Below are 21,889 nucleotides of genomic sequence, written 5' to 3'. Positions count from 1 at the left end.
CGCCGCCGCGGCGGCCATGTCCGAGACCGCCAGATCCGCGGCCAGCCGGCGACGTTCCCGGATGCCGGTGCGGTCCACGATCCACTCGTCGGTCGTGTCCAGCGTTCGGGTGAGTTGCTCGTTGGTGATGACCCGATCTGGCAGGTGTATTCCGGTGCCCGCCAACGCAATCGGGATCGCCGGACGGACCGGTGCGATCCGCAGTACCGGCTCGTCCAGCACCGTGTTCATGCGAACGCGCTCTCGAGCGGCGCGACGGTGTTGTGCTCCGGCGCGATCAAAGCCTCGAGATCGATATAGAACCGCCCGGATTCGCACGGCACTCCGAGCAGAATGCGCCGTGCAGCCTCCGCAACGAGTGCGCCGCCGAGCGCGACATCGGACGCCAGTTGCGGCCAACTGCTCAGTGTCCGACCGATTTCCGGGAACGCCGCGGCGAGCTCGGGGCTGATCCGATCCGCGTCGACCATCGCATGGAGCCCTAAGCAGCACTTGCCCGGATAGGTGAACCTTTCCGGGGTCTCTTAACTGTACTGATTCGGGTCCGTGTACAGAGAGACCTCCGATAGTCTGCTGCCCCAGAGGTTTTCGACAGCTCATCGGATGACCGGAGTAGTGCTGGGCGCGTCAGGTGGGGTACCCGGCCTTCTCTTCCGCAGCCTGTGATGGGCAGCGTGTGAGTTCCAGCGTGAAGACTGGCTGTGGTCCGGTTCAGAGATGCTGGGGAAATCGAGGCGAGTCATATGGTTGTTGATGCCATCGAGACGAGTCATATGGTCGTTGTTGAAGATCGTTTAGCGACCAAACGACTCGACTCGATGGTTTGGTTCGTCTAGGTGACCGACGCGAGGGCGAACGGCAATACGGCGTCCGCGCCTGCGGTGCGGAGGGCGTGGGCGGCGAGGGTGAGGGTCCAGCCGGTGTCGGAGAGGGTGTCTACCAGCAGGATTGGGCCTTCGACGTTGGTGAGGTCGGGGACGTCCCAGGAGTCGAACAGGCCCGCTACGCGGTGGGCCGAGTTGGCGGCGGATACCGGTGGGCGGTCCGGGCGGTTGGGTAGGGTGCCGAGGTCGTTCAGGCGGCCGATCTCGGCGAGGCCTGCCGCGAGGGTGGCGGTCAGTACCGGGTAGCGGGGGGATTCGAGGGCCAGTACCGAGGTCGGGCGGGTGGTCCATTTCCAGTCGCGCAGCACGGCGACGCAGGCTTCGAAGACCTTCTCGGGGATGGGATCATCGGGTCCGTCGAGCAGGGTGCGCAGGCGCTGACCCCAGCCGAGGTCGGTGAGCCTGCCGAGCACCCGGCCGGTCTCGGCGCCGCCGGTGATCTTGCCGGACAACGGAACACCGAGCTTCGCCATGCCGGTCGGCCACTGCTTGCGCGGGCTCAGGTCCAGTCCGGGGCGGTCGAGGCGGGCCCGGGTGGCGGCGACCGCCTCGGCGTCCACCGAGACGTCGGGCTTGGTGCCGGTGCAGTTGTCGCAGCGACCGCAGCCGGACGAGTCCGACTGTTCCGCAGCCAATCCCGGGTCATCGAGCTGACCGCGCAGGAACTCCATCCGGCAGGCGGCCGTCGACTGATAGTCGACCATCGCCTGCTGTTCGACCTCGCGCGCCTCGGACAGTCGCTCGTAGCGTTCGGTGTCGTAGATCCACGGCTGGCCGGTGGCGAGCCAGCCGCCGCGCACCCGGCGCACCGCACCGTCCACGTCGAGCACCTTGAGCACCATCTCCAGCCGGGAGCGGTTCAGCTCGACCAGCGGTTCCAGCGCGACTGTCGACATAGCGCGGTCGGTATCGAGTGCGTCGAGGACCGAGCGGACGATGTGTTCGCGCGGAAAGGCAACGGAGGCAAAGTAACTCCAGATCCGCGCGTCCTCCGGCCCGGGCAGCAGCACCACCTCGGCACGCTCGGTGCCACGGCCCGCGCGACCGACCTGCTGGTAGTAGGCGATGGGTGAGGACGGCGCGCCGACATGCACGACGAAGCCGAGATCGGGCTTGTCGAAACCCATCCCGAGCGCCGAGGTGGCGATGAGCGCCTTCACCTCGTTGTTCAACAGCGCCTGCTCCAGCGCTTCGCGTTCGGCGGGATCGGTCTGGCCGGTGTAGGCGGCGACGGTGTGTCCGTGCGAGTTCAGCACGTCGGCCAGGTCGTGCGCGGCCGCGACGGTGAGCGTGTAGACGATTCCCGAGCCGGTCAGCGTGCGCAGATGTCCACTGAGCCAGGCGGTCCGTTCCACCGCGTCGGCGAACCGCACCACCGACAGGTGCAGCGACTCGCGGTCCAGCGTGCCGCGCAACACCAGGGTGTCGGTGCCGATCTGCGTGGCGACATCGGTGACCACCCGGTCGTTCGCGGTCGCGGTGGTGGCCAGCACCGGCACGTCCGAGCCGAGGTCGGCGATCAGCGTGCGGATCCGCCGATAGTCGGGCCGGAAGTCGTGACCCCAGTCCGAGACACAGTGCGCCTCGTCGATCACCACGAGACCGGCGTCGGCGGCCAGCTTCGGCAATACCTGATCGCGGAAGTCCGGATTGTTCAGCCGCTCCGGGCTGACCAGCAGCACGTCCACCTCGCCGGACGCGACCTGCGTGTGTATTTCATCCCATTCGGTGACATTGCCCGAATTGATCGTCGCGGCAACCACACCCGCCCGTTGCGCGGCGGCGACCTGGTTACGCATCAGCGCGAGCAACGGCGACACGATCACCGTCGGCCCGCGCCCGGCCCCGCGCAGCAGCTTGGCGGCGATGAAGTAGACCGCAGACTTACCCCAGCCGGTGCGCTGCACCACCAGCGCGCGGCGCCGCTGCACCACCAGCGCCTCGATCGCCGTCCACTGATCCTCCCGTAGCCGAGCGTCGGGTCCGGCCAGCTCGCGCAGCAGGTGTTCCGCGCGCTCGCGAAGGTCGGGTGCGGTGAGGTCGATCGCCGGGACACCGGTCGCCGTGGTCATGCGCTCCATCGTGCCCGACGGTACCGACAGCAACCGCGCTCGTCGCGCGCGCCCGCCCCGACCGGGCCTGTCGACATCGATACCGGTCGGACTCTCGGTATGTGCGGCGATCTGTCCTACACTGCGTGAATCGCCGCGATGACACCGCGATCACCGGCTTCCGCGGCGGCGTTCACCACAAGTGAGTGCGGTTCGAAACGATACGAGGCTTCCCCGTCGACGCCGAGGACGAGTCGAATGACCGAGCGTAGCGAGCGAGTCATATCACAGCGCGCACCGCGCGTGACCGAGCCGAGCGTGGGCGGTGCGCGGTCATGAACGACTATCTGCGATTGCTGCGGGATTGGTGGCACGACGGCGTCGACTATCGCTGGGTGGTGAACGCCCTCGCAGACCGCTCGGCGCTCGGCGTGGTGAAATTCGCGATCGGCCTGTGCGGGCTGGCGACGCCGCTGATCAGCGTGCTGACGGTGACGTCGTCGGCGGGACCGCAGAACGTGTTCGGTCGCACAGTGCTCTGGTGCATTGTGGTGGCGGCGATCGTGTGGGTGGTGCGCTGGTGGTGGTTGCCGTGGCCGAGCCGAGTGGAATCGCTGACGCTGCTCGCGGTCGGCGACCTGTGCATCACGTTGGTCTGCGTGCTGAGCCCCGGCTATGTCGTCCGGTCGGTCGGGATGATGCTGTTGTTGATCGTCGGCATCTACGTCAGTGCCTTCCATAGTCCGCAGGTGCTCGCCGGGCACACGGCATGGTCGCTGGCATCGGCCGCGGTGTTGTCGATTCCGCTGTTCGGCGTCGGCGATGCCGCGTCGGCGGTGATCATGATCCTCGGCATGGTCGCGGCCACGGTGGTGCCGCCGGGACTGCAGTTCTGCTACTGGGTGCTGCGCAGCGACATGCTCTCCGATCCGTTGACGACGCTGTTGAGCCGACGCGGCTTCGAGTACCACTCCGCAATGCTGGTCGGCGGGTCCGGGCCGGTGCCGGTCTGCGTGATGATGGTCGACCTGGATCGGTTCAAAGCTGTCAACGACACCTTCGGGCACTCCGCGGGCGACAAGGTGCTGGTGCGCACGGCCGATCGGTTGCAGCACACGGCGCCTACCCACAGCATCGTTTCCCGGCTCGGCGGTGAGGAATTCGCGATCGTCGCGCGCTTGCCCGTCCCGACCGCGGTCGACGCCGCCGAGCGGTTACGCAATGCCGTCGCCGAACCCGTAGGGTCGATTTCGGTCACCGCCAGCATCGGCATCGCCGTCGCCGACGCGGGTGCCGACGGCTACCGGCAAAGCCGTCAACTGGTGCAGGATCTGATCCGATGCGCCGACAGTGCGATGTATCAGGCGAAACAGCGGGGCGGCAATACCGTTGTGGTCGAGCACATCACGGCGCTGCAGGGCATCGACCACCATGATGTGACGCGGTCGGCTTAGGTTGCGGCGGTTTCCTCGGCGAGCGTGATCAGGCGGGCGCGGATCAGATCGGGCCGTTCCTCGGCGATGAAGTGACCACAGTTCGCTACCCGCTCCAGTGTGTAGTCATCGGCTTTCGCGGTTTCGGCTGCGGCCAGCGAGTGGTGAACGGCACTGTCGTCGACACCGAACAGGGCGCGGATCGGAATAGTCGCGCGGCGCGTTTCCCCGTGCCGTGCACCGCGCGGCAGTTCGCGGAGCAAAAAGGTGCGATAGGTGTCGACTCCGGCGCGCGCGACATCCGGATCGCGGAACCGATCGGCATACGCGCGAACAACTTCCGGCCCGAACTCGGCACGATTCTTGACACCCTTGGCCAGCATCACCTCGAGTACTCGGGTGCGCTGCTGCAGATACTGCCCGAACGTGGCGACGAGCGGTTGATAGACCAGGAACCGCCACAGATGCGGCAGGAAGCTGCGTGGTGTCTGCCAAGGATGGGCCATGTTCAGCACCAGGTATCCGTCGAACCGCTCCGGCTCCCGCAACACCATGAGGTGTCCGATGTAACCGCCCCAATCGTGGCCGATGAGCAACACGTGATCGAGCCCGAGCTCATCGAGCAACGCCAGCACATCGGAGGCCACATCGTCTTTGGCCCATCGATGCGGCGCCGGACCGGACCAGCCATAACCCGGCAGATCCGGGACGATGATCCGCAGACCTTCCGGTGGGTCGGCCAGCAGATGGCGATAGGCGTAGTGATGCTGCGGCCACCCGTGCAGCGCGACCACCGGCCGACCGTCGGCGGGCCCGGCCTCGGTCACGTGGAAGTCGACGCCGCGTGCGCTGACGAAGTATCGGCGAACACCCGCAATAGCCGGGGGCTCCGCGGCCGCCCCGGGGTGGATGGTCGAGCCCGAACCTCGTTGTTGCTGGCGCATACCCGATGGTAACCAGTCATGACGTGCGCGTCTCCCCGGTCGCGGCCCAGAGCTGAATCGGCGCGGCATTCGACGCGAAATGACCATGAACAGCGGACAATAGGGCCGAGACGATCCCGAAAGCGGGGTCCGCGCAGGAGGCCAACCATGTCGAGCCAATACCAGCCGCCGGCGGGCTGGTCGCCGCCAGGCAGCCAGTTCCAGAGTCGCAGCGGCTTCGGCCGGACGCTCACCGGCACGCTGATCTCGCTGGTGATCACCCCGATCGGGGTCGGGCTATCCGCGCACGGCGCGCTGGACACCAGGCAGTGGGTCATCCTGGGCAGCTCGGCGGACCGGTGGGGTTCGAACTTCCAGATCATCGGCGGCGCGGTGCTGTTGTTCCTGGTGGCGGCGCTGGCCGCGTTCTCCCCGGTGGGCACGGCGATCGCGGGCCTGGTGTGGGGTTTGATCCCCGGGATTCTGCACATCGTCTTCCCGGACGACACCTACCGCCAGATCGAGAACCTGCCCGAGCTGTCCGACGATTTCCATCTCGCACTGCACAATTGGATATTGAACGGCTTCGCGCTGCTCACCGGCATGTTCCTGCTCGGCGCGGCCTTCGCGGCCACCCTGCGGCGCAAGTGAATCGAGGCCGCGCCCACATCCGGTGGGCGCGGCCCGAATTCAGCCCTTGACGCAGAGCACCTGCCGCAGCGTCGCGACGACGTCGACCAGGTCGCGCTGTGCGGCGATGACCTCGTCGATGTCCTTGTATGCGGCCGGGATCTCATCGACCACGCCCGCGTCCTTGCGCGACTCGACGCCCTCGGTCTGGGCGACCAGATCGGCGACGGTGAACTGCTTCTTCGCCGCGTTACGGCTCATCCGCCGACCCGCGCCGTGCGAAGCCGACTGGAACGAGGCCGGATTTCCCTTGCCGCGCACCACATATGAGCGGGTGCCCATCGAACCCGGAATCAGCGCGAGATCACCCGCGCCCGCCCGGACCGCGCCCTTACGGGTCACCAGCATCGGGATGCCGTCGATGAGCTCCTCGGCCACATAGTTGTGGTGGCAACTGATCGGCTGATCGAAACGCACCGGGCGCCCGGCGAATTCGTCGCGCACCGCACGGCATACCAGGGCCAGCATCACCGCGCGGTTGCGTGCGGCGTACTCCTGCGCCCAGGTGAGGTCGCGGCGGTAGGCGTCCATTTCCGTTGTCCCCGAGAGGAATACGGCCAGGTCGCGATCGGGCAGGTCGACGTTGTGCGACAGCGTCCGTGCCACGGCCATGTGCCGCTCGGCGAGTTCCTTGCCGATATTGCGGCTGCCCGAGTGCAGCAGAATCCACACCGCGTCGTCCTGGTCGAGGCAGACCTCGATGAAGTGGTTGCCGCCGCCGAGCGTGCCCATCTGCTTGTGCGCCTTGGCCTCTCGGTTCTGCACGCCGTCATCGAGCGAGGCGAACGAGCCCCAGAAGTTGTCCCAGCCCGCACGCAGCGTCGCGGTGCTCGCGCCCAGTGCGGAAACCTCGCCACCGAGCTTGGTCACGTTGACCGAGCTGTCGTGCGCGTTGAAACCGACCGGGACCGCGGCCTCGATCCGGGACCGCAGCGAACGCAGGTCGTCCGGCAGATCCGCGGCGGTGAGGTCGGTCTTGACGCTCTCCATGCCACAGCCGATGTCCACGCCGACCGCGGCCGGGGACACCGCGTCCTTCATCGCGATCACCGAGCCGACCGTTGCCCCCTTGCCGAGGTGCACGTCCGGCATCACGCGGACGCCGTGGACCCATTTCAGCGCGGCGATATTCCGCAGCTGCTGCAGCGCGGCCTGCTCGACCGCGTGCTCTTCGGCCCACATAAGCGTCTGCGCGCGGGTGCCGCGCAGCTCGACGGGAAACATTTGTCGATCCTTTCGTTGGTTTTCCTGATCAACGGTAAAGATCGACGCGGCTTATCGCACTCGATTAAATACGGGTGGTGGGCGAGTATTTCTACTCGGTGTTACTGGGCGGGGTGCTCGGATAAGAGTCCTCGGCGTTGATGTGGGCGATGCCCGCGGCCAGGCGTTCGGCATCGGCGGTGGTGATCAGGTCCTCGGCGAGCCATTCGTCGAGCAGCCTGCCGAGGCCGCGACGCCACCAGAAGGCGCCGAGAAAGTGCAGTTCGGGCAGGCCGTAGCCGTCCGACGAGTAGCACAGCGAACGGAACGGGGCGAGTTCGAGCGCTTCGGCCAGCACGGCCTGGGTGCGATGTCCGACGTAGGGGACGGTGAGTCCGATATCCATCCGGACATGTCCGAAGGCGTGTGCAAGATAGGCGGCATTGCGATGAAATGGCCAGCAGTGCAGCAGCATCACGATGAGGCCGGTATTCGCGGTCTTGCGGAGAAAGTCGGTGAGCAGCAGTGGATCCGCGCGATGCAGCCGCAGGTCGGTATCGCCGAAGCCGGTGTGGAATTGCAGCGGCAGGCCGAATTCGGCGCCGATGCGGGCGCCGAGACCGATCAGCCAGCCGAGGAGGTCCGGATCGGTGAGACGGTGTTGGGGGATAACAGTTTTCGGCGGTCGTTCGCGTAGCGGAAAGTCCAGTCCGCACCGGTAGGCGACGATGGTTTTGAGTCCGACGGCATTTCGGGCACGTTCGCGCAGCCTGGCCTCGATGTGATCGAACACAGTCTTGCCCGCGCCCACCTCGGCGATGACCTGCTCGGCGACGTGTTCGATGCGCACCACCTCGCGCACCTCGCCATCGGTCAGCTGGCTGAATTCCGCTGTGCCGCCGCCGAATCCGGTATCGATGAACCAGCTGGTGGTGCCGGTGGCGCCCAGTAGTCGCACGGCGACCTCGCGCCAGCCGAGTTCGGCCCGATGGGTCAGATAGGCGTCCGGGCCGACGTGCGGCGGTAGGTCGAGTGCCGGTGCGCACCAGCGGCGGACCGCGAGGCCGATCGCGGAATCGAAGCTGCCGGTGGCGCCCTCGCCGAGAAGTCGCTCGAATCCGGCCCGGTCCAGATCGTGCGGGACGACGCCGTGACAGTGGTGATCGGTGAGCGTCAGGCCGTCGGTCAGCACGTCAGAACCGCCAACGGGTCAGCGCGACAAGCTCTTCGGGGCTGGTGCTCTGATAGCGGTCCGCCTCGGCGCGGCGCACGGTGAGCAGCGCGTCGTGCAATTCGGGGCCCATCGCCTCGGCCAGCACCGCGGAGTCCGCCAGTCGGTCGGCCGCCTCGGCGGGGCGGGTCGGCAGCCTGCGCACGCCGGAGATCAGCAGCTGTTCGGCATCGAAGGTGACCGGGTCGCCGCTGATTTCGGCGGGAAGCCGCAGTTGCTCGGCGACACCGGCCAGTCCGGCGGCGATCACCGAACCCACGATCAGATACGGATTCCCGGTCGCATCAAAGCATTTGACCTCGGCGTTGGCCGCCCACTCTTCGGTACCGCGTACTCCGGTGATGAAACGCAGTGCCGCCTCGCGGGCTTCCCGGCCCCAACATTGCCAGACGCCCGCCCACCGCGACGGCACCAGCCTCAGGAAGCTCGCCGGATTACCCGCGCCCACCGCGACGAGCGCGGGCAACTCACGCAGTATTCCGGCGAGGAACGCCTCACCGGTCCGGCGCATGCCGTACGGACCGTCGCCGGTGGCGAACAGCGGGCCCTGGTCGTCCTGTGCCGAAAAGTGCAGGTGCGCACCAGAACCGGTGCCGCCGGGCTCGAGGCACGGGGCGAGCAACGCGCGCCAGCCGTACTGCAGGCTCACCTGCCGGATGGTGTGCCGCACCAGCACCGCGTCGTCGGCGGCGCCGACCGGATCGGACGGTTGAATGGACAGTTCCAATTGGCCCGGTGAGTATTCCGGATGGAACTGGTCGACGAGGATGCCTTGCCGGTCCAGAATCGCGACCAGTTCCCGCGCGTAGTCGGCCACCTGCCCGAGCCGCACCAGGCCGTAAGCGGGTCCGTAGGCGGCCGGGGTGAAGTCCTGTGTGTCGCCCTGGCCAACAGCCCATTCGGTCTCGAACGCCATGGACAGCTGAATTCCGGCCTGCCGCGCCGCCTCGGCCTGCCGGGTGGCGAATCCGCGCTGACAGGCGGCGAAGGGCGTCCCGTCCTGGGTGTATTTGTTGGTCGGCGCCCACGCCCAACCAGGTTGGCAGGCAAGCTCGGTCAACACGGACAGATCCGGGACCAGCCGCAGATCCCCGTCCGGCCCGCCGAGGTACTTACCGGCCGTCATCAGATCATCGAAGGCGAACGTCTCGAAGCAGGGCGACACCCCGACCCCGTTCCGCACGGCCTGCGCCAGCCGCCGCATCGGCACCGTCTTGACCCTGGTGATCCCGGCATTGTCGACAAAGGTCAGCGCCACGATGTCGGCATCCAACCTGCCGATCACCGCTTCGTTGTCGCCTTCGGACGGAATGCGCTCCGGCATGGTGGGCATGAACGTCAACGATAGTCCGCGAGATGTCCTCCGGCGGCGCGTTTCCTCCCGTGGCGCTCGGATCACCCGAGAGCGACTTGGTGAATCGGCCCGTCGGGCCGCAGGACCGATGTGCAAGCCGATCACGATGTGTGCCACCGGATTCGCGCAGAAATCCGGTGGTCTCTCGACGTGCTGCTGTCCGCACGCCGAATGCCCGCGGCGGATTCCGAGAGCGGGTGCAGATGCTGTGGCGGTCGCTAGTTCGCGGGCAAAGCGGCGCGGATCTCGGCCTCGGTGGGAATGGAGGAGCTGGCGCCGAGCTTGGTAGTGGCGAGAGCACCGGCGGCGCCTGCCCAGGTCAGGGCATATTCGGGGCCATGGTGCCAGGCGGCGGCCAGCGCTCCGGTGAAGGTGTCGCCCGCACCGGTGGTGTCGATGACGTCGACCTCGGGACTCGGCTGGGACAGCTGTTTGCCGCCTGGGCCGCGATAGGTCGCGCCGTCCGCGCCGCACGTCACGACCACATGGGCGACGGGGTCGAGGGCGGCGCCGAGCTGTTCGGCCTCACCCGAATTCACCACCGCCACATCGACGTTCGCCCATAGTTCGGCGGGGAGGTCTTGGGTGGGGGAGGGATTGAGCAGCACCGTGGTGCCGTTCGCGCGGGCATGCCGCGCCCCGGCCACCACCGTATCGATCGGAATCTCCAACTGGCACAGCAGAATATCGGCGGCGGCGATCGCGTCGAGGTCTGCCTCGGTCAGCTCGGTCATCCTGGCATTCGCGCCGCCGACCACGATGATGCTGTTCTCGCCGCCACCGTCCACCACGATCGCGGCGACACCACTCGGCCCGTCCACCATGCGCAGCCGGTCGACGTCCACCCCGGAATCCGTCAGCACGCCCCGCAATTCGGCCGCGAACACGTCGTCCCCGACCGCCCCGAGAAACCGCACCGCGCCACCGGCCCGCTGCGCGGCGATCGCCTGATTCGAGCCCTTCCCGCCCGGCACCATCGCGAAGCCGGTCCCGAGCACCGTCTCGCCGGGCACCGGCCGCCGATCGGTGGTGGTGACCAGGTCCATGTTGATACTGCCGAGCACCGCGATCGAGGGAACGTCCGTCTTTTCGGCCATGCCGTCAAAGGCTAGTAGAGGCGCTGCTGCGTCTGATCCGTCCACCGGTACCCGTCGAACCAGCGGACGATGCGCGGATCCGCCGGGTCGGGGTACCAGCCCGGACCGGAGATCGGCGGTACCGCAGGCCGGGGTCGGGACTTCCCGGCGACCACAATGACACTGGCGATCACAATGATCAGAACGATGGTCACGACCAGCAGCAGACCCAGTTCCATCACCTGAACATGTGACCACGGACCGAACGGCGGGCGATGCGCAGCGGTGGATTCTGCCTTGGACCGGGTCAGTAGGCTGTACCCATGACGGTAGGAACGACGACCGAGCCGGACGTCCGCGAGGTGGTGCACGATGCCGCACGCAAGGCTCGGGTCGCGTCGCGTGTTTTGGCGCAGCTGACCACGGCGCAGAAGAACGAGGCACTGCACGCCGCCGCCGACGCCCTGCTCGGCGCGGCCGACGCGGTACTCGACGCCAATACCGAGGACGTGCTCGCAGCGCAGGCCGCCAACGTCGAAGAATCGCTGATCGACCGGCTGCGGCTCACCAAATCCCGGATCGATGGCATCGCCTCCGGCCTGCGCCAAGTGGCCGGTCTGCCCGATCCGATCGGCGAGATCGTGCGCGGTTCGGTGCTGCCGAACGGCCTGGAAACCCGTCAGGTCCGGGTGCCACTCGGCGTGATCGGCATGGTCTACGAGGCCAGACCGAACGTCACCGTCGACGCGTTCGGCCTCACGCTGAAGTCAGGCAACGCGGTGCTGCTGCGCGGCTCCTCCTCGGCCGCGCACTCCAATGCCGCGCTGGTCGCGGTGCTGCGGGAATCCCTTGTCGCACAGGGTCTTCCGGCCGACGCCGTGCAGCTGCTGCCCAGCGCGGACCGGTCCAGCGTGACTCACCTGATCCAGGCCCGCGGCCTGGTCGACGTGGTCATCCCGCGCGGCGGCGCCGGCCTGATCAGTGCCGTCGTCCGCGACGCCACCGTGCCCACCATCGAGACCGGCACCGGCAACTGCCACGTCTACGTGCACGCGGCCGCCGACCTGGAGATGGCCGAGCAGATCCTGATCAATGCCAAGACCCGCCGCCCCAGCGTCTGCAATGCCGCCGAGACGGTGCTCATCGACGACGCGGTCGCCACCGTCGCGGTGCCCAAGCTGATCGAGGCGCTGGAACGGCACGGCGTCACCGTGCACGGCGACCTGCCCGGGCTGGTGCCCGCGAACAGCAAGGACTGGGGCGAGGAGTACCTCACCCTCGACATCGCGCTCAAGGTGGTCGACGGCCTCGACGCGGCCATCGAGCACATCAACACCTGGGGCACCGGGCACACCGAGGCCATCGTCACCGGTGACCTGGCCGCGGCCCGCGAATTCACCAGCCGAGTCGACGCCGCGGCCGTCATGGTGAATGCTTCAACCGCGTTCACCGACGGTGAGCAATTCGGCTTCGGCGCCGAGATCGGCATCTCCACTCAGAAGCTGCACGCCCGCGGACCCATGGCGCTACCGGAGCTGACCTCCACCAAGTGGATCGTGTGGGGCGACGGCCAGATCCGGCCGGTATAGGTATCAGGGAGCGAGCCTCGCTCGTTGCCAAGGAAGGACTGCACGTGGCCCCCACCTCCGAGACGACCCAGGAGCCGATCTTCACCTCGGTCGACGATGTGATCGATCAGCTGGCCAGCACCGGCTACCTCGCCGACAAGGCCACCGCCACCTCGGTGTTCCTGGCCGACCGGCTCGGCAAGCCGCTGCTCATCGAGGGTCCGGCCGGTGTCGGCAAGACCGAGCTGGCCAGGGCGGTCGCGCAGACCTCCGGCGCCGAACTGGTCCGGCTGCAGTGCTACGAGGGCGTCGATGAGGCCCGCGCGTTGTACGAGTGGAACCACGCCAAGCAGATCCTGCGGATCCAGGCGTCCAGCGAAAACGACTGGGAAGAAACGAAAGCCGACGTCTTCACCGAGGAATTCCTGCTGTCGCGGCCGCTGCTCACCGCGATCCGGCGCAGCGATCCGACGGTGCTGCTGATCGATGAGACCGACAAGGCCGACGTCGAGATCGAGGGCCTGCTGCTCGAGGTGCTGAGCGATTTCGCGGTGACCGTTCCCGAGCTGGGCACCATCGTCGCCACTCGCAAGCCGTTCGTGGTGCTGACCTCCAACGCCACCCGCGAGCTGTCCGAGGCGCTCAAGCGTCGCTGCCTCTACCTGCACCTGGACTTCCCGGACGAGGAGCTCGAGCGTCGCATCCTGGCCAGCCGGGTGCCGGAGCTGTCCGCCGCCGTCGCCGCGCAGTTGGTGCGGATCGTGCACGTGTTGCGCGGTATGCAGCTGAAGAAGCTGCCCTCGGTTGCCGAGTCGATCGACTGGGGGCGCACGCTGCTCGCGCTCGGCATGCACGACCTGGACGATTCCGCAGTGCGGGCCACGCTCGGTGTCGTGCTCAAGCATCAGAGCGATCACCAGCGTGCGCTGACCGAGCTGAAGCTGGCCTGAGTCGATGGCCGCGCGATCGCAGCCCGCGCCGGATGCGGAACTGACCGCGCCGCACGGGTTGCCGGGTCATCTCGTCGGGTTCGTCGAAGCGCTGCGTGAGCGCGGTATTCCGGTGGGGCCGTCGGAAACGGTGGATGCGGGCCGGGTGGTGACCGTGCTCGATCTGCTCGACCGTGACGTGCTGCGCGAGGGTTTGGCGTGTTCGCTACTGCGCCGGACCACGCATCGCGCGACGTTCGATCGGCTCTTCGATCTGTGGTTTCCGATCGCGATCGGGGAACGGAGCGGCGCTCACGACGAGGTCGAGATTCCCAGGACGCCGACGGGTGAAGTGGATATCGCCGCGCTGCGGGAACTGCTCACCGAGCTGTTGATGCAGGAAGCGAACGATGCCCGGCTGGACGCGTTGGCGGCCCAGGTGGTCGATCAGCTCGGTCAGTATCAGTCGGCGAGTGGGTCGTCGTTCTCGGCCTACCAGGCGTTGAAAGATGTTCAGCCGCAGACGTTGCTGGCCAAGATCCTGGCCGGGCTGGCGGCCGGGCCGGACACCAGCGCGTTCGATACCGAGATCGCCCGGCGGGCCGCGCGCGGTCGCATCGATGCGTTCCGGGCGTCGGTGGAGGCGGAGACGCGGCGACGGGTGGCCGAGCGGATCGGTCGGGAGCGGGTCGCCAGCTATGGTGTGCCGCGGCAATCCGAGGACGTCGACTTCCTGCGGGCCTCGGAATCCGAGCTGGTCGAGATGCGGCGCAGCACCCAGCGACTCGCGCGCATTCTTGCCTCGCGACTTGCGGTGCGGCGCAGGCATTCTCGCCGCGGCGAGATCGATCTCCGGAAGACGTTGCGTAAGTCGATGTCGACCGGTGGCGTGCCCATCGATCTGGTGAACCGCAAGCCGCGGCCCGGTCGGCCGGAGCTGGTGCTGCTGTGCGACGTGTCCGGGTCGGTGGCGGGGTTCAGCAACTTCACCCTGCTGTTGGTCAGCGCGTTGCGCGAACAATTCTCGCGGGTAAGGATTTTCGCGTTCGTCGACCAGACCGACGAGGTGACCCAGTTCTTCGATCCGCGCACCCAGCTGGACAAGGCGATGAACCGGATCTTCACCGAGGCGCGCGTGGTCGGGATGGACGGGCACTCCGACTACGGCAACGCGCTGGCCGGATTCGCCAGGGACTTCCCCGATGCCGTCACCGCCCGCAGCTCACTGCTGATCCTCGGCGACGCGCGCACCAACTATCGGGATCCCGAACTCGAAACGCTCCGGTCGCTGGTACGGACCGCCAAGCACGCGCACTGGCTCAATCCGGAGATGCAAACCAACTGGGGTTCGGGCGATTCCGCTGCCGATAAATACCGGCAGGTGATCGAGATGCACGAATGTCGCTCGGCCAGCCAACTGACGGCAGTGGTGTCGATGCTGCTGCCCGTGTGAGGAGTGGACATGAACGGCAAGCAGCTGCTGAAGTACTGCCTCGCGAAACCCGGTGCTCGGCAAGACGAACCGTGGGAAGGCGACGTGGTCGCGAAGGTCGGCGACAAGATCTTCGCGTTCCTCGGGGAGACCTCGGTGGGGCTCAAGTGCGGCCGCACCCGCGAGGAGGCCGACGAGCTGATTCGGGTGTATCCGAACGACGTGACGGCGTCGTCGTACATCGGGCGGTTCGGCTGGAACGGGATCAAGCTCGATGGTGCGATACCCGACGATGAGCTGCGGGAACTGGTCGATCAGTCCTATGACGCGATCGTGCGCAAGCTGCCGAAGTCCAAGCGGCCGAAGGCTTGATCAGCGCTTAGTCGGCGTCATCAGCGATTGTTAAGCGAACCATTGGGGCCTGGCGCAAGGATTGCCCACCATGGTGGAGAGAACGCCCAATGGTGTGGCGGCGGTGCGGGACAGCTATACGTTTCAGGTGGATCTGCGGGGGATCGTCGACTTACTCTCTCACCACCTGTACTCCAGCCCTCGGGTGTATCTGCGTGAGTTATTGCAGAACGCGGTAGACGCCGTCACCGCGCGTGCGCAGCGAGACCGATTGGCGCCTACCGCGATTCGGATCAGCATCGATGCGACCGGCTTGCGGATCACCGATCCCGGGGTCGGCCTGACCGAGGCGGACGTGCACCGCTTCCTGGCGACCATCGGCCGATCGTCGAAGCGGGACGACATCGCGGGCGCGCGGCGAGAGTTCCTCGGGCAGTTCGGCATCGGGCTGCTCGCCTGCTTCACCGTGGCCGAGCGGATCCGGGTGGTCACCCGGTCCGCCGAGGATCGGGCGGCCGCGCCGGTCGAATGGCTGGCCGCGGCCGACGGCACCTACTCGGTGCGTCTGCTGGAGCCCGCGGAGTATCCCGAGCCCGGAACCATGGTGCATCTGACGCCGCGGGCCGGCGCCGAGTCGTGGTTCGTGCCGCGCCGGGTGATCGAACTCGCCCGCGAATACGGTTCATTGCTGCCGTATGCGGTGACGGTCGAGTCCGACGGCATCATCGTCCCGGTCACCGATGGTCCGGCCGTGTGGCATCGCCACTATCCGTCCGCCATGGCGCGACGCGAGGCGCTGCTCGAATTCGGCGAGCGCACACTCGGATTCGAACCACTCGACGTGATCGACCTGGACGCGGAACTGGCCGGCGTCAGCGGCGTCGCGTATGTGCTTGCGCAGCCGGGCAATCCGGCCGAGAGCAGCGCGCACCGGGTGTATCTGAAGGGCATGCTGCTGGGCGACGCGGTGCGTGGACTGCTGCCGGACTGGGCGTTTTTCGTGCGGTGCGTGATCGACACCGATTCGTTGCGGCCGACCGCGTCTCGCGAGGGGCTTTACGAGGATGAACGGCTCGCCATCATCCGCGAGGTGCTCGGCGATCGAGTGCGCGACTGGCTCACCGAGATCGCGGCCGAGCAGCCGCAGCGGCTGGCCGCGTTCCTCGCGGTGCATGCCCTCGGTGTCAAGGCGATGGCCCGGCATTCGGCGGAGCTGTTCCGGATCATGCTGCCGCACTTGACCTTCGAGACCACCGACGGGCGACTACCGCTGACCGAGTTCGCGCGAAAACACCCAGTGATGCGGGTGACGTCGACGGTGGAGGAGTTCCGTCAGGTGGCGTCGACCGCGGCGGCGCAGGGGATTGGGATCGTCAACGGCGGCTACGCCTATGACCGCGAGCTGGTCGCGTTGCTGCCGCAGCTGATACCCGGTGTCGAGGTGATCGACCTCGACACCGACGCCATCACGGCCGCGCTGGATCCGATCGACCCGGCCGAGGAACTGGCGCTGACACCGGTGCTGTCCATTGCCCGCGCCGTGCTCGATCCGCTGTCCTGCGACGTGATTGTGCGTGCCTTCCATCCGGTTTCGGTGCCGGCGCTGTACCTCGAAGGGCGCGGTGCGCGCCACGAACGTGCCAGGGCGGAGACCGCGCTCGGCGCGAACGAGCTGTGGAGCGAGATCCTCGGCGCGCTGGACGCCGTCGCACCGCGCGCCCAACTCGTGCTCAACCATCACAGCCCGGTCGTACGCAGGCTGACCCGCATCGGTGATCCCGCCTTCTTGAGGACCGCGGTGGAATCGCTGTACGGGCAGGCCCTGCTGATGACCCACCGCCCGCTGCGGGCGGCCGACACGGCGCTGCTCAACCGCGCCTTCGGCGAATTCCTCAGCTGGGCAACGCAACGTGCCGCGGGCACCGGCGAAGAGACGGAGTGAAACGTGGACACCGCCGAGATCAATGAGGCGCTCGCGCACGTTTACTCGTTGCCGCACGGTCGACTGCGCGTCGAGCGGCTGGAAATGCTTGCGGCGGCGGCGAAGTCGGCTCCGGACCGCAACCTGGAAGGGCGAGTCCTGCTGGAGCTCGCCGAGTCCTACACCTATGCGGGCGAACGCGACCTGGCGCCGGTCGCCTACGGCAGGCTGCTGCGGATCTACGACGAGTTCCCCGCCGAGCTCGGCCCGCTGACCCATTCGGTGCACTGGTATCTCAAGTGGATGACCTGGGGGCTGATCGACAATCCCGCGATACCCCTGCCGACCGTGTACCGCTGGTTCGACGAGCTCGAAACCCGTTATCGCCAGCGCGGTTACAGCCTGCGTCCGGTGTTGGCGCTGCGCGCCCAGCTGGCGCGGAAGCTGGGGCAGGTCGAGGAGAGCGTGCGGCTGCAGGACGAGGCGATGGCGGCGCCGCGCGACGGCATGTCGGATTGCGATGCGTGCGAGCGCGACGAATGGGGCACCGGCAGAGCGGCTTTGGGAGACGACGCGGGTGCGCTCGCCCATTGGCAACCGGTCATCGACGGCGAACGTACCTGCGCCGAAGAACCGCATCGCGTGCTGGCTCGAGCCCTGCTCCCATTGATGCGCACCGGCCGCTTCGCCGATGCGCGCGGCGCACACCTGACCGGCTACCCCCTGGTCCGGCACAGCGACAGCCTGCGCCCATCGGTCGCACTGCACATCGAGTTCTGTGCGCTGACCGGCAACGAAGGACGCGGCCTGGAGATTTTGTCCGAACACGCTCGCTGGCTCACCGACCCCGGCGCCGACGCCGGTTCCCGCCTCGCCTTCATCACCGGCGTCTGCGTACTGCTGCGCAGACTCGTCACCCTCGGCCTCGGCTACGTACAGGTCGCCGGCGAAACAGTGGATTCCCTACTGGCAGAACTCGATACAGAGATCGCAGGCCTGTGCGCGCGATACGACCTACGCAACGAGAACGCGGCGGTAAGCACTCACGTCGCCACCCGATTGGCGAGACAGCCACTGCTGGAACGACTTCCACTCGGATTGCGCAGCAGACTGCCGCAGGCCAACGGGATCGCGACGGGGGCTGATCGCCTTCCTGCGGTGGAGAATGCGGAAGGCACGTCATCCGCCGCCAGTACCGCCGCAGACGGTGCAGCCCCTGCGGCCGGTTCCCCTGCGAACGGTGACGCTTCCGCGGCTACCCTCGAATTTGGTGGCGGTGCCTCTCCGGCAATCAGTACGTCATCTGCGGAGGGTGTGGCAACCAACCGTGGACTACCTGCTGGTGGTACCGCTGCCATGAGTGATGGTGTGGTTTCCGCAGGTGGCGCAGCAACAGCAGGTAGCGCTGGCGTGGCTTCTACGGGTGGCGCAGATACTGCGGGTAATGACCGGCCAGCGGGCGATACGGCCTCCACACGTGGTGCCATTGGCACGAACACCGCGTCAGGTGGCGGTGCCTCGCTTGCAGGCGGTGGGTCCGCTGCGATCAGGGCCGGTTCGGCACCAGGTACCGCGCCAACAGGTGGCCCTACCTCGGAGAGTGGCGCCTTTCCTTCGGGCGGGAGCCCGTCTGCAAGCGCAGGTGGCGCAGTGCGGGGGAGCGGTCCGGCTCGAGTCGCTGGAGCGCCCCTTACGGGTCGTACTGCGTTTGTGGGAGGTGCTGTACTGACCACAGGTGTTGGGCGAACGGTGACTGCCTTTCCGGAGGAGTGGCCGGAGGGTGTCGCTTCCGAGGCTGACCGTTTGGCCGAGGTGCAGCGGTTGGCCGAGGTCGGCGCTGCACGGTTGGCTGATGCTCCGGAGCATGCCGAAGCGCGGCTGCGGGAAGCGTTGGCGGTGGGTGCGGGGATATTGCCTGCGGAGCACCTCGCGCGGCTCAGTTCGCAGTTGGTCATCGCGATCGCCGGACAACCGGATCGTGAGCTCGATCTGGCGGACGTAGCGGTGCGTGCCGCCGCGAGGTGGGAGGGGTTGTCCGAGCCGGATCTGCTGCACCACACCGTGATTGCCGCGCGGGCGTTCCATCGCGCGCGGCGGCACGGTGAGGCGGCCGCTCTCTTCGAGCAGGTGATGGCGGCGGACGGAATTCCCTATCCGCCCGCCGAACTTGCCACTGTCCGTGCTCAATTCGGCGACTCTTTGAACGCATTGCGCCGATATCAGGACGCCGCAAGGCAATTCGCCCAAGCTGCCCAACTGGTCGAGCACGATCCCGACCGTCGCGAACTACACGCCGACCTCGCCCTGTCCGCCGCCACCGCCCTCGACTACTGCGATCAGGACGCGGCAGCGGTAGCCGCATACCAGCGAGCAGCCGAACTGTTCGGCGACCTCGGCAATGTGGTGTCACGAGCCCGCTGCGTGCGCTCGGCGGCCTGGCTGCAACTGTGGGGCTCCGACGAGCGACCGGGCCGACCATGGTTCAGCGCGATGCAGAACCTGATCGCCGAGTTGACGGACGACCGCTCGAGAGCGACAGCCGAGGAGCTCGCCCAAACCCGCCGGGAACTGAGCGAGATGCTCGACGCGGAGGACGGGTACGGTCTGGCGGGCGAATAGCTTGCCGAAGCGCACAAATTCTCCGGCCGCGCACGAATCTGCCAGCCAAATCACTCGCGCCAGGCAAACTCGTGCGCGCCATCGGCGGATCCAGCGGTTGTCGGCGCCGACAATCGGCCCGCGCCGCTCCTGGCCGCCTGGAGCCGACCAGTTAAGCTCGGCACTCATGCAAGAGACAGGTCGGCGCGGCCGCAAACTGGGCGTGATGGGCGGCACCTTCGACCCCATCCACCACGGTCACCTGGTCGCCGCCAGCGAGGTCGCGAATCGGTTCGCGCTCGATGAAGTGATCTTCGTCCCCACCGGTCAGCCCTGGCAGAAGGCCGATAAACAGGTCAGTCCGGCGGAGGATCGCTACCTCATGACCGTGATCGCGACCGCCTCCAACCCCAGTTTCTCGGTCAGTCGCGCGGACATCGACCGGGAAAAGGTCACCTACACCGTAGACACGCTGCGGGAGATGCGCGACCGGCATCCGGACGCCGAGCTGTACTTCATCACCGGAGCGGATGCGCTGGCCAACATCCTGACATGGCAGGATTGGGCCGAACTGTTCGAACTGGCGAGGTTTGTCGGGGTGAGCCGTCCGGGGTACGAGCTGAATACCGATCATCTCGAGGAACATCTGCGCGATCTTCCGGCCGATGCGGTGACGATGGTCGAAATCCCGGCGCTGGCGATCTCGTCGAGCGAATGCCGTCGCCGCGCCGCCGAGAACCGGCCGGTGTGGTACCTCGTCCCCGATGGCGTGGTGCAGTACATATCTAAGCGGCACCTCTATGTGCCCGCAGGAGCGGAAGGTAGCTGAGTGAGCGAGCGTAGCGGGGGGCAGTTATGAGTGCCTCTGTGGAGTCGGTCGAGATCGCGCAGGTTGCGGCGCGGGCGGCGGACGAGAAGTTGGCGCTCGACGTGGTGGTGCTCGACGTGTCCGAGCAGTTGGTGATCACCGACTGCTTCGTCATCGCCTCCGCGCCGAACGAGCGTCAGGTGAACGCCATCGTCGACAACATCGAAGACAAGCTGCGCGAGGCCGGGCACAAGCCGGTTCGGCGCGAGGGCACCCGCGAGGGTCGCTGGGCGCTGCTCGACTACGTCGATGTCGTGGTGCACGTCCAACACAACGACGAGCGCAATTTCTATGCGCTGGAACGGTTGTGGAAGGACTGCCCGGTGGTGCCGGTGGACGGCATCGGCGGACCGGACGCGCGGGCCGCGGCGGTGAACGGCGACGCGGAGAGCGACGCCGAGTGAACGAGCGAGTCATCGGTAGGGCAGCGTCGAGCGTCAGAAAGGCGCGACCGTGAGCGAGCGTCAGCGAGCGAGCCGAGGGCACAGCGCGCCTTTGCGCATGACGGAGCCGAGCGTCAGCGAGGTGCAGTCGTGAGTAAGTATGCCCACGTGCGCAACCTGATCCTGTTGCGGCACGGACAGACCGAATGGAACGCCGCCGACCGGATGCAGGGCCAGATCGACACCGATCTCACCGAACTCGGCCGCCGTCAGGCGAAAGAAGCTGCGCGCGAACTGGTTTCGCATAACGCGATCGCCATCATCTCCTCGGATCTGCGCCGCGCCTTCGAGACCGCTTCCGCCCTGGCCGATCACACGTCACTCGATGTGGTGCCCGATCCGCGACTACGCGAAACCGATCTCGGCGACTGGGAGGGGTTGACCCACCTCGAGGTCGACGCCGACTATCCCGGCGCGCGCCAGGCCTGGCGGCTCGACGCCACCTACCGGCCGCCCAACGGGGAGAGCAAACTCGAGGTCGGCGCGCGGTCGTTGCCGGTGGTGCGGGAACTTCTCGTCGAGCGGCAGGACTGGCCCGGCCGGACTATCATCCTGGTGGCGCACGGCGGGCTGATCGCCGGCCTCACGGCCGCGCTGCTCGACCTGCCTCCAGCGAACTGGCCCGTCCTCGGCGGACTGGCCAACACCAGCTGGGTGCAGCTCAGCAGTCACGGTCCGAGCATCGACCAGCCCGGCTGGCGCCTTGACGTGTGGAATGCATCGGCGAAGGTGGCCCCGGATGTCCTCTGAAGATCCGATTCGGCAGGTGCCGGATGAACTGTTCCGGAAGGCTTCGGCCAAACCGGAACGTTCTGTCCCGGACGCGCTGTTCGGCCCGCCCCCGGTATCTCCGGTGGTCGAGCCCGAACCTGCTGAGTCGGGCACGGACGAGGGCGAGGGGCCGTCCGAACCCGAGGGTTCCGTTCCCGCCAGT

Annotated in this window: 19 protein-coding genes; 11 read left to right on the top strand and 8 right to left on the bottom strand. The window is 67.3% G+C overall.

All coding sequences use genetic code 11. The features are described 5' to 3' along the window. Window positions 1–227 precede the first annotated feature (227 nt). A complete protein-coding gene (locus ABZ942_RS17445; RefSeq protein WP_357382997.1) occupies window positions 228–470 on the bottom strand; it encodes a hypothetical protein in 243 nt (80 codons plus the stop codon). 362 nt (window positions 471–832) lie between these two features. Then, window positions 833–2,956 carry an ATP-dependent DNA helicase RecQ gene (locus ABZ942_RS17440; protein ID WP_357382995.1) on the bottom strand — a complete coding sequence of 708 codons (2,124 nt, stop codon included), beginning with the start codon at window positions 2,954–2,956 and terminating at the stop codon, window positions 833–835. A 314-nt stretch (window positions 2,957–3,270) separates the two neighbouring features. Between ABZ942_RS17440 and ABZ942_RS17435 the strand changes: the two genes are divergently transcribed. Further along, window positions 3,271–4,389 (top strand): GGDEF domain-containing protein, encoded by a 1,119-nt coding sequence (locus tag ABZ942_RS17435; protein WP_357382993.1) that lies wholly within the window; start codon window positions 3,271–3,273, stop codon window positions 4,387–4,389. Here ABZ942_RS17435 and ABZ942_RS17430 read toward each other — a convergent pair. Beyond that, window positions 4,386–5,312: an alpha/beta hydrolase gene (locus ABZ942_RS17430; protein WP_357382991.1), complete on the bottom strand. Its 927-nt coding sequence runs from the start codon at window positions 5,310–5,312 to the stop codon at window positions 4,386–4,388. The two genes, ABZ942_RS17435 and ABZ942_RS17430, sit on opposite strands and share 4 nt — an antisense overlap. Before the next feature lie 147 nt (window positions 5,313–5,459). Here ABZ942_RS17430 and ABZ942_RS17425 point away from each other — a divergent pair, with 147 nt between their 5' ends. After that, window positions 5,460–5,942: a hypothetical protein gene (locus ABZ942_RS17425; protein ID WP_357382989.1), complete on the top strand. Its 483-nt coding sequence runs from the start codon at window positions 5,460–5,462 to the stop codon at window positions 5,940–5,942. 39 nt (window positions 5,943–5,981) lie between these two features. Here the strand turns inward: ABZ942_RS17425 and ABZ942_RS17420 are convergent, their stop codons facing one another. The 5 genes from ABZ942_RS17420 to ABZ942_RS17400 all read right to left on the bottom strand — a co-directional run bounded on the left by ABZ942_RS17420 (window position 5,982) and on the right by ABZ942_RS17400 (window position 11,084). Beyond that, on the bottom strand, window positions 5,982–7,205 hold the full coding sequence (locus tag ABZ942_RS17420; protein WP_357382987.1) for an RtcB family protein: 1,224 nt from the start codon (window positions 7,203–7,205) through the stop codon (window positions 5,982–5,984). A 91-nt stretch (window positions 7,206–7,296) separates the two neighbouring features. Then, entirely contained in the window at window positions 7,297–8,376 is a 1,080-nt protein-coding gene (locus tag ABZ942_RS17415) for an amidohydrolase family protein (RefSeq protein WP_357382985.1), read from the bottom strand. Window position 8,377: 1 nt separating this feature from the next. Continuing rightward, entirely contained in the window at window positions 8,378–9,748 is a 1,371-nt protein-coding gene (locus ABZ942_RS17410; protein WP_357382983.1) for a glutamine synthetase family protein, read from the bottom strand. 239 nt (window positions 9,749–9,987) lie between these two features. Beyond that, window positions 9,988–10,866: a ribokinase gene (locus ABZ942_RS17405; RefSeq protein ID WP_357382981.1), complete on the bottom strand. Its 879-nt coding sequence runs from the start codon at window positions 10,864–10,866 to the stop codon at window positions 9,988–9,990. 11 nt (window positions 10,867–10,877) lie between these two features. After that, complete coding sequence (locus ABZ942_RS17400; RefSeq protein WP_357382979.1) at window positions 10,878–11,084, bottom strand: DUF2510 domain-containing protein; 207 nt, start codon at window positions 11,082–11,084, stop codon at window positions 10,878–10,880. Between the two features lie 84 nt (window positions 11,085–11,168). Here ABZ942_RS17400 and ABZ942_RS17395 point away from each other — a divergent pair, with 84 nt between their 5' ends. The 9 genes from ABZ942_RS17395 to ABZ942_RS17355 all read left to right on the top strand — a co-directional run bounded on the left by ABZ942_RS17395 (window position 11,169) and on the right by ABZ942_RS17355 (window position 21,705). Next, window positions 11,169–12,434: a glutamate-5-semialdehyde dehydrogenase gene (locus ABZ942_RS17395; protein WP_357382977.1), complete on the top strand. Its 1,266-nt coding sequence runs from the start codon at window positions 11,169–11,171 to the stop codon at window positions 12,432–12,434. Window positions 12,435–12,478: 44 nt separating this feature from the next. Further along, window positions 12,479–13,363 (top strand): MoxR family ATPase, encoded by an 885-nt coding sequence (locus ABZ942_RS17390; RefSeq protein WP_357382975.1) that lies wholly within the window; start codon window positions 12,479–12,481, stop codon window positions 13,361–13,363. Between the two features lie 4 nt (window positions 13,364–13,367). After that, the gene (locus ABZ942_RS17385; RefSeq protein ID WP_357382973.1) at window positions 13,368–14,795 is read left to right on the top strand and encodes a VWA domain-containing protein; all 1,428 of its coding nucleotides are present in this window, start codon (window positions 13,368–13,370) and stop codon (window positions 14,793–14,795) included. A 9-nt stretch (window positions 14,796–14,804) separates the two neighbouring features. Continuing rightward, window positions 14,805–15,146 (top strand): MmcQ/YjbR family DNA-binding protein, encoded by a 342-nt coding sequence (locus tag ABZ942_RS17380; RefSeq protein WP_357382971.1) that lies wholly within the window; start codon window positions 14,805–14,807, stop codon window positions 15,144–15,146. 70 nt (window positions 15,147–15,216) lie between these two features. Next, entirely contained in the window at window positions 15,217–17,067 is a 1,851-nt protein-coding gene (locus ABZ942_RS17375; protein WP_357382969.1) for an HSP90 family protein, read from the top strand. Window positions 17,068–17,070: 3 nt separating this feature from the next. Then, the gene (locus tag ABZ942_RS17370; protein WP_357382967.1) at window positions 17,071–19,665 is read left to right on the top strand and encodes a hypothetical protein; all 2,595 of its coding nucleotides are present in this window, start codon (window positions 17,071–17,073) and stop codon (window positions 19,663–19,665) included. A gap of 166 nt (window positions 19,666–19,831) precedes the next feature. Beyond that, entirely contained in the window at window positions 19,832–20,473 is a 642-nt protein-coding gene (gene nadD, locus ABZ942_RS17365; RefSeq protein WP_150403063.1) for a nicotinate-nucleotide adenylyltransferase, read from the top strand. A gap of 26 nt (window positions 20,474–20,499) precedes the next feature. Beyond that, window positions 20,500–20,916, top strand: a complete 417-nt coding sequence (gene rsfS, locus ABZ942_RS17360; protein ID WP_357382965.1) for a ribosome silencing factor — start codon at window positions 20,500–20,502, stop codon at window positions 20,914–20,916. A 129-nt stretch (window positions 20,917–21,045) separates the two neighbouring features. Beyond that, window positions 21,046–21,705 (top strand): histidine phosphatase family protein, encoded by a 660-nt coding sequence (locus tag ABZ942_RS17355; RefSeq protein WP_357382963.1) that lies wholly within the window; start codon window positions 21,046–21,048, stop codon window positions 21,703–21,705. The last annotated feature ends 184 nt before the right edge of the window (window positions 21,706–21,889 follow it).

It is taken from the genome of Nocardia sp. NPDC046473 (assembly GCF_040645995.1).
Taxonomy (GTDB): Bacteria; Actinomycetota; Actinomycetes; order Mycobacteriales; family Mycobacteriaceae; genus Nocardia.
The sequence above is the reverse complement of the archived record's forward strand: the minus strand, read 5'-3'. Positions and strand labels throughout refer to the sequence as shown.

What these genes read in the sequence shown, in the direction of transcription:
- ABZ942_RS17445 (WP_357382997.1), bottom strand. Translation starts at nt 470, where the DNA reads ATGGTCGACGCGGATCGGATCAGCCCCGAGCTCGCCGCGGCGTTCCCG.
- ABZ942_RS17440 (WP_357382995.1), bottom strand. Translation starts at nt 2,956, where the DNA reads ATGACCACGGCGACCGGTGTCCCGGCGATCGACCTCACCGCACCCGAC.
- ABZ942_RS17435 (WP_357382993.1), top strand. Translation starts at nt 3,271, where the DNA reads ATGAACGACTATCTGCGATTGCTGCGGGATTGGTGGCACGACGGCGTC.
- ABZ942_RS17430 (WP_357382991.1), bottom strand. Translation starts at nt 5,312, where the DNA reads ATGCGCCAGCAACAACGAGGTTCGGGCTCGACCATCCACCCCGGGGCG.
- ABZ942_RS17425 (WP_357382989.1), top strand. Translation starts at nt 5,460, where the DNA reads ATGTCGAGCCAATACCAGCCGCCGGCGGGCTGGTCGCCGCCAGGCAGC.
- ABZ942_RS17420 (WP_357382987.1), bottom strand. Translation starts at nt 7,205, where the DNA reads ATGTTTCCCGTCGAGCTGCGCGGCACCCGCGCGCAGACGCTTATGTGG.
- ABZ942_RS17410 (WP_357382983.1), bottom strand. Translation starts at nt 9,748, where the DNA reads ATGCCCACCATGCCGGAGCGCATTCCGTCCGAAGGCGACAACGAAGCG.
- ABZ942_RS17405 (WP_357382981.1), bottom strand. Translation starts at nt 10,866, where the DNA reads ATGGCCGAAAAGACGGACGTTCCCTCGATCGCGGTGCTCGGCAGTATC.
- ABZ942_RS17400 (WP_357382979.1), bottom strand. Translation starts at nt 11,084, where the DNA reads ATGGAACTGGGTCTGCTGCTGGTCGTGACCATCGTTCTGATCATTGTG.
- ABZ942_RS17395 (WP_357382977.1), top strand. Translation starts at nt 11,169, where the DNA reads ATGACGGTAGGAACGACGACCGAGCCGGACGTCCGCGAGGTGGTGCAC.
- ABZ942_RS17385 (WP_357382973.1), top strand. Translation starts at nt 13,368, where the DNA reads ATGGCCGCGCGATCGCAGCCCGCGCCGGATGCGGAACTGACCGCGCCG.
- ABZ942_RS17380 (WP_357382971.1), top strand. Translation starts at nt 14,805, where the DNA reads ATGAACGGCAAGCAGCTGCTGAAGTACTGCCTCGCGAAACCCGGTGCT.
- ABZ942_RS17375 (WP_357382969.1), top strand. Translation starts at nt 15,217, where the DNA reads ATGGTGGAGAGAACGCCCAATGGTGTGGCGGCGGTGCGGGACAGCTAT.
- nadD (WP_150403063.1), top strand. Translation starts at nt 19,832, where the DNA reads ATGCAAGAGACAGGTCGGCGCGGCCGCAAACTGGGCGTGATGGGCGGC.
- rsfS (WP_357382965.1), top strand. Translation starts at nt 20,500, where the DNA reads ATGAGTGCCTCTGTGGAGTCGGTCGAGATCGCGCAGGTTGCGGCGCGG.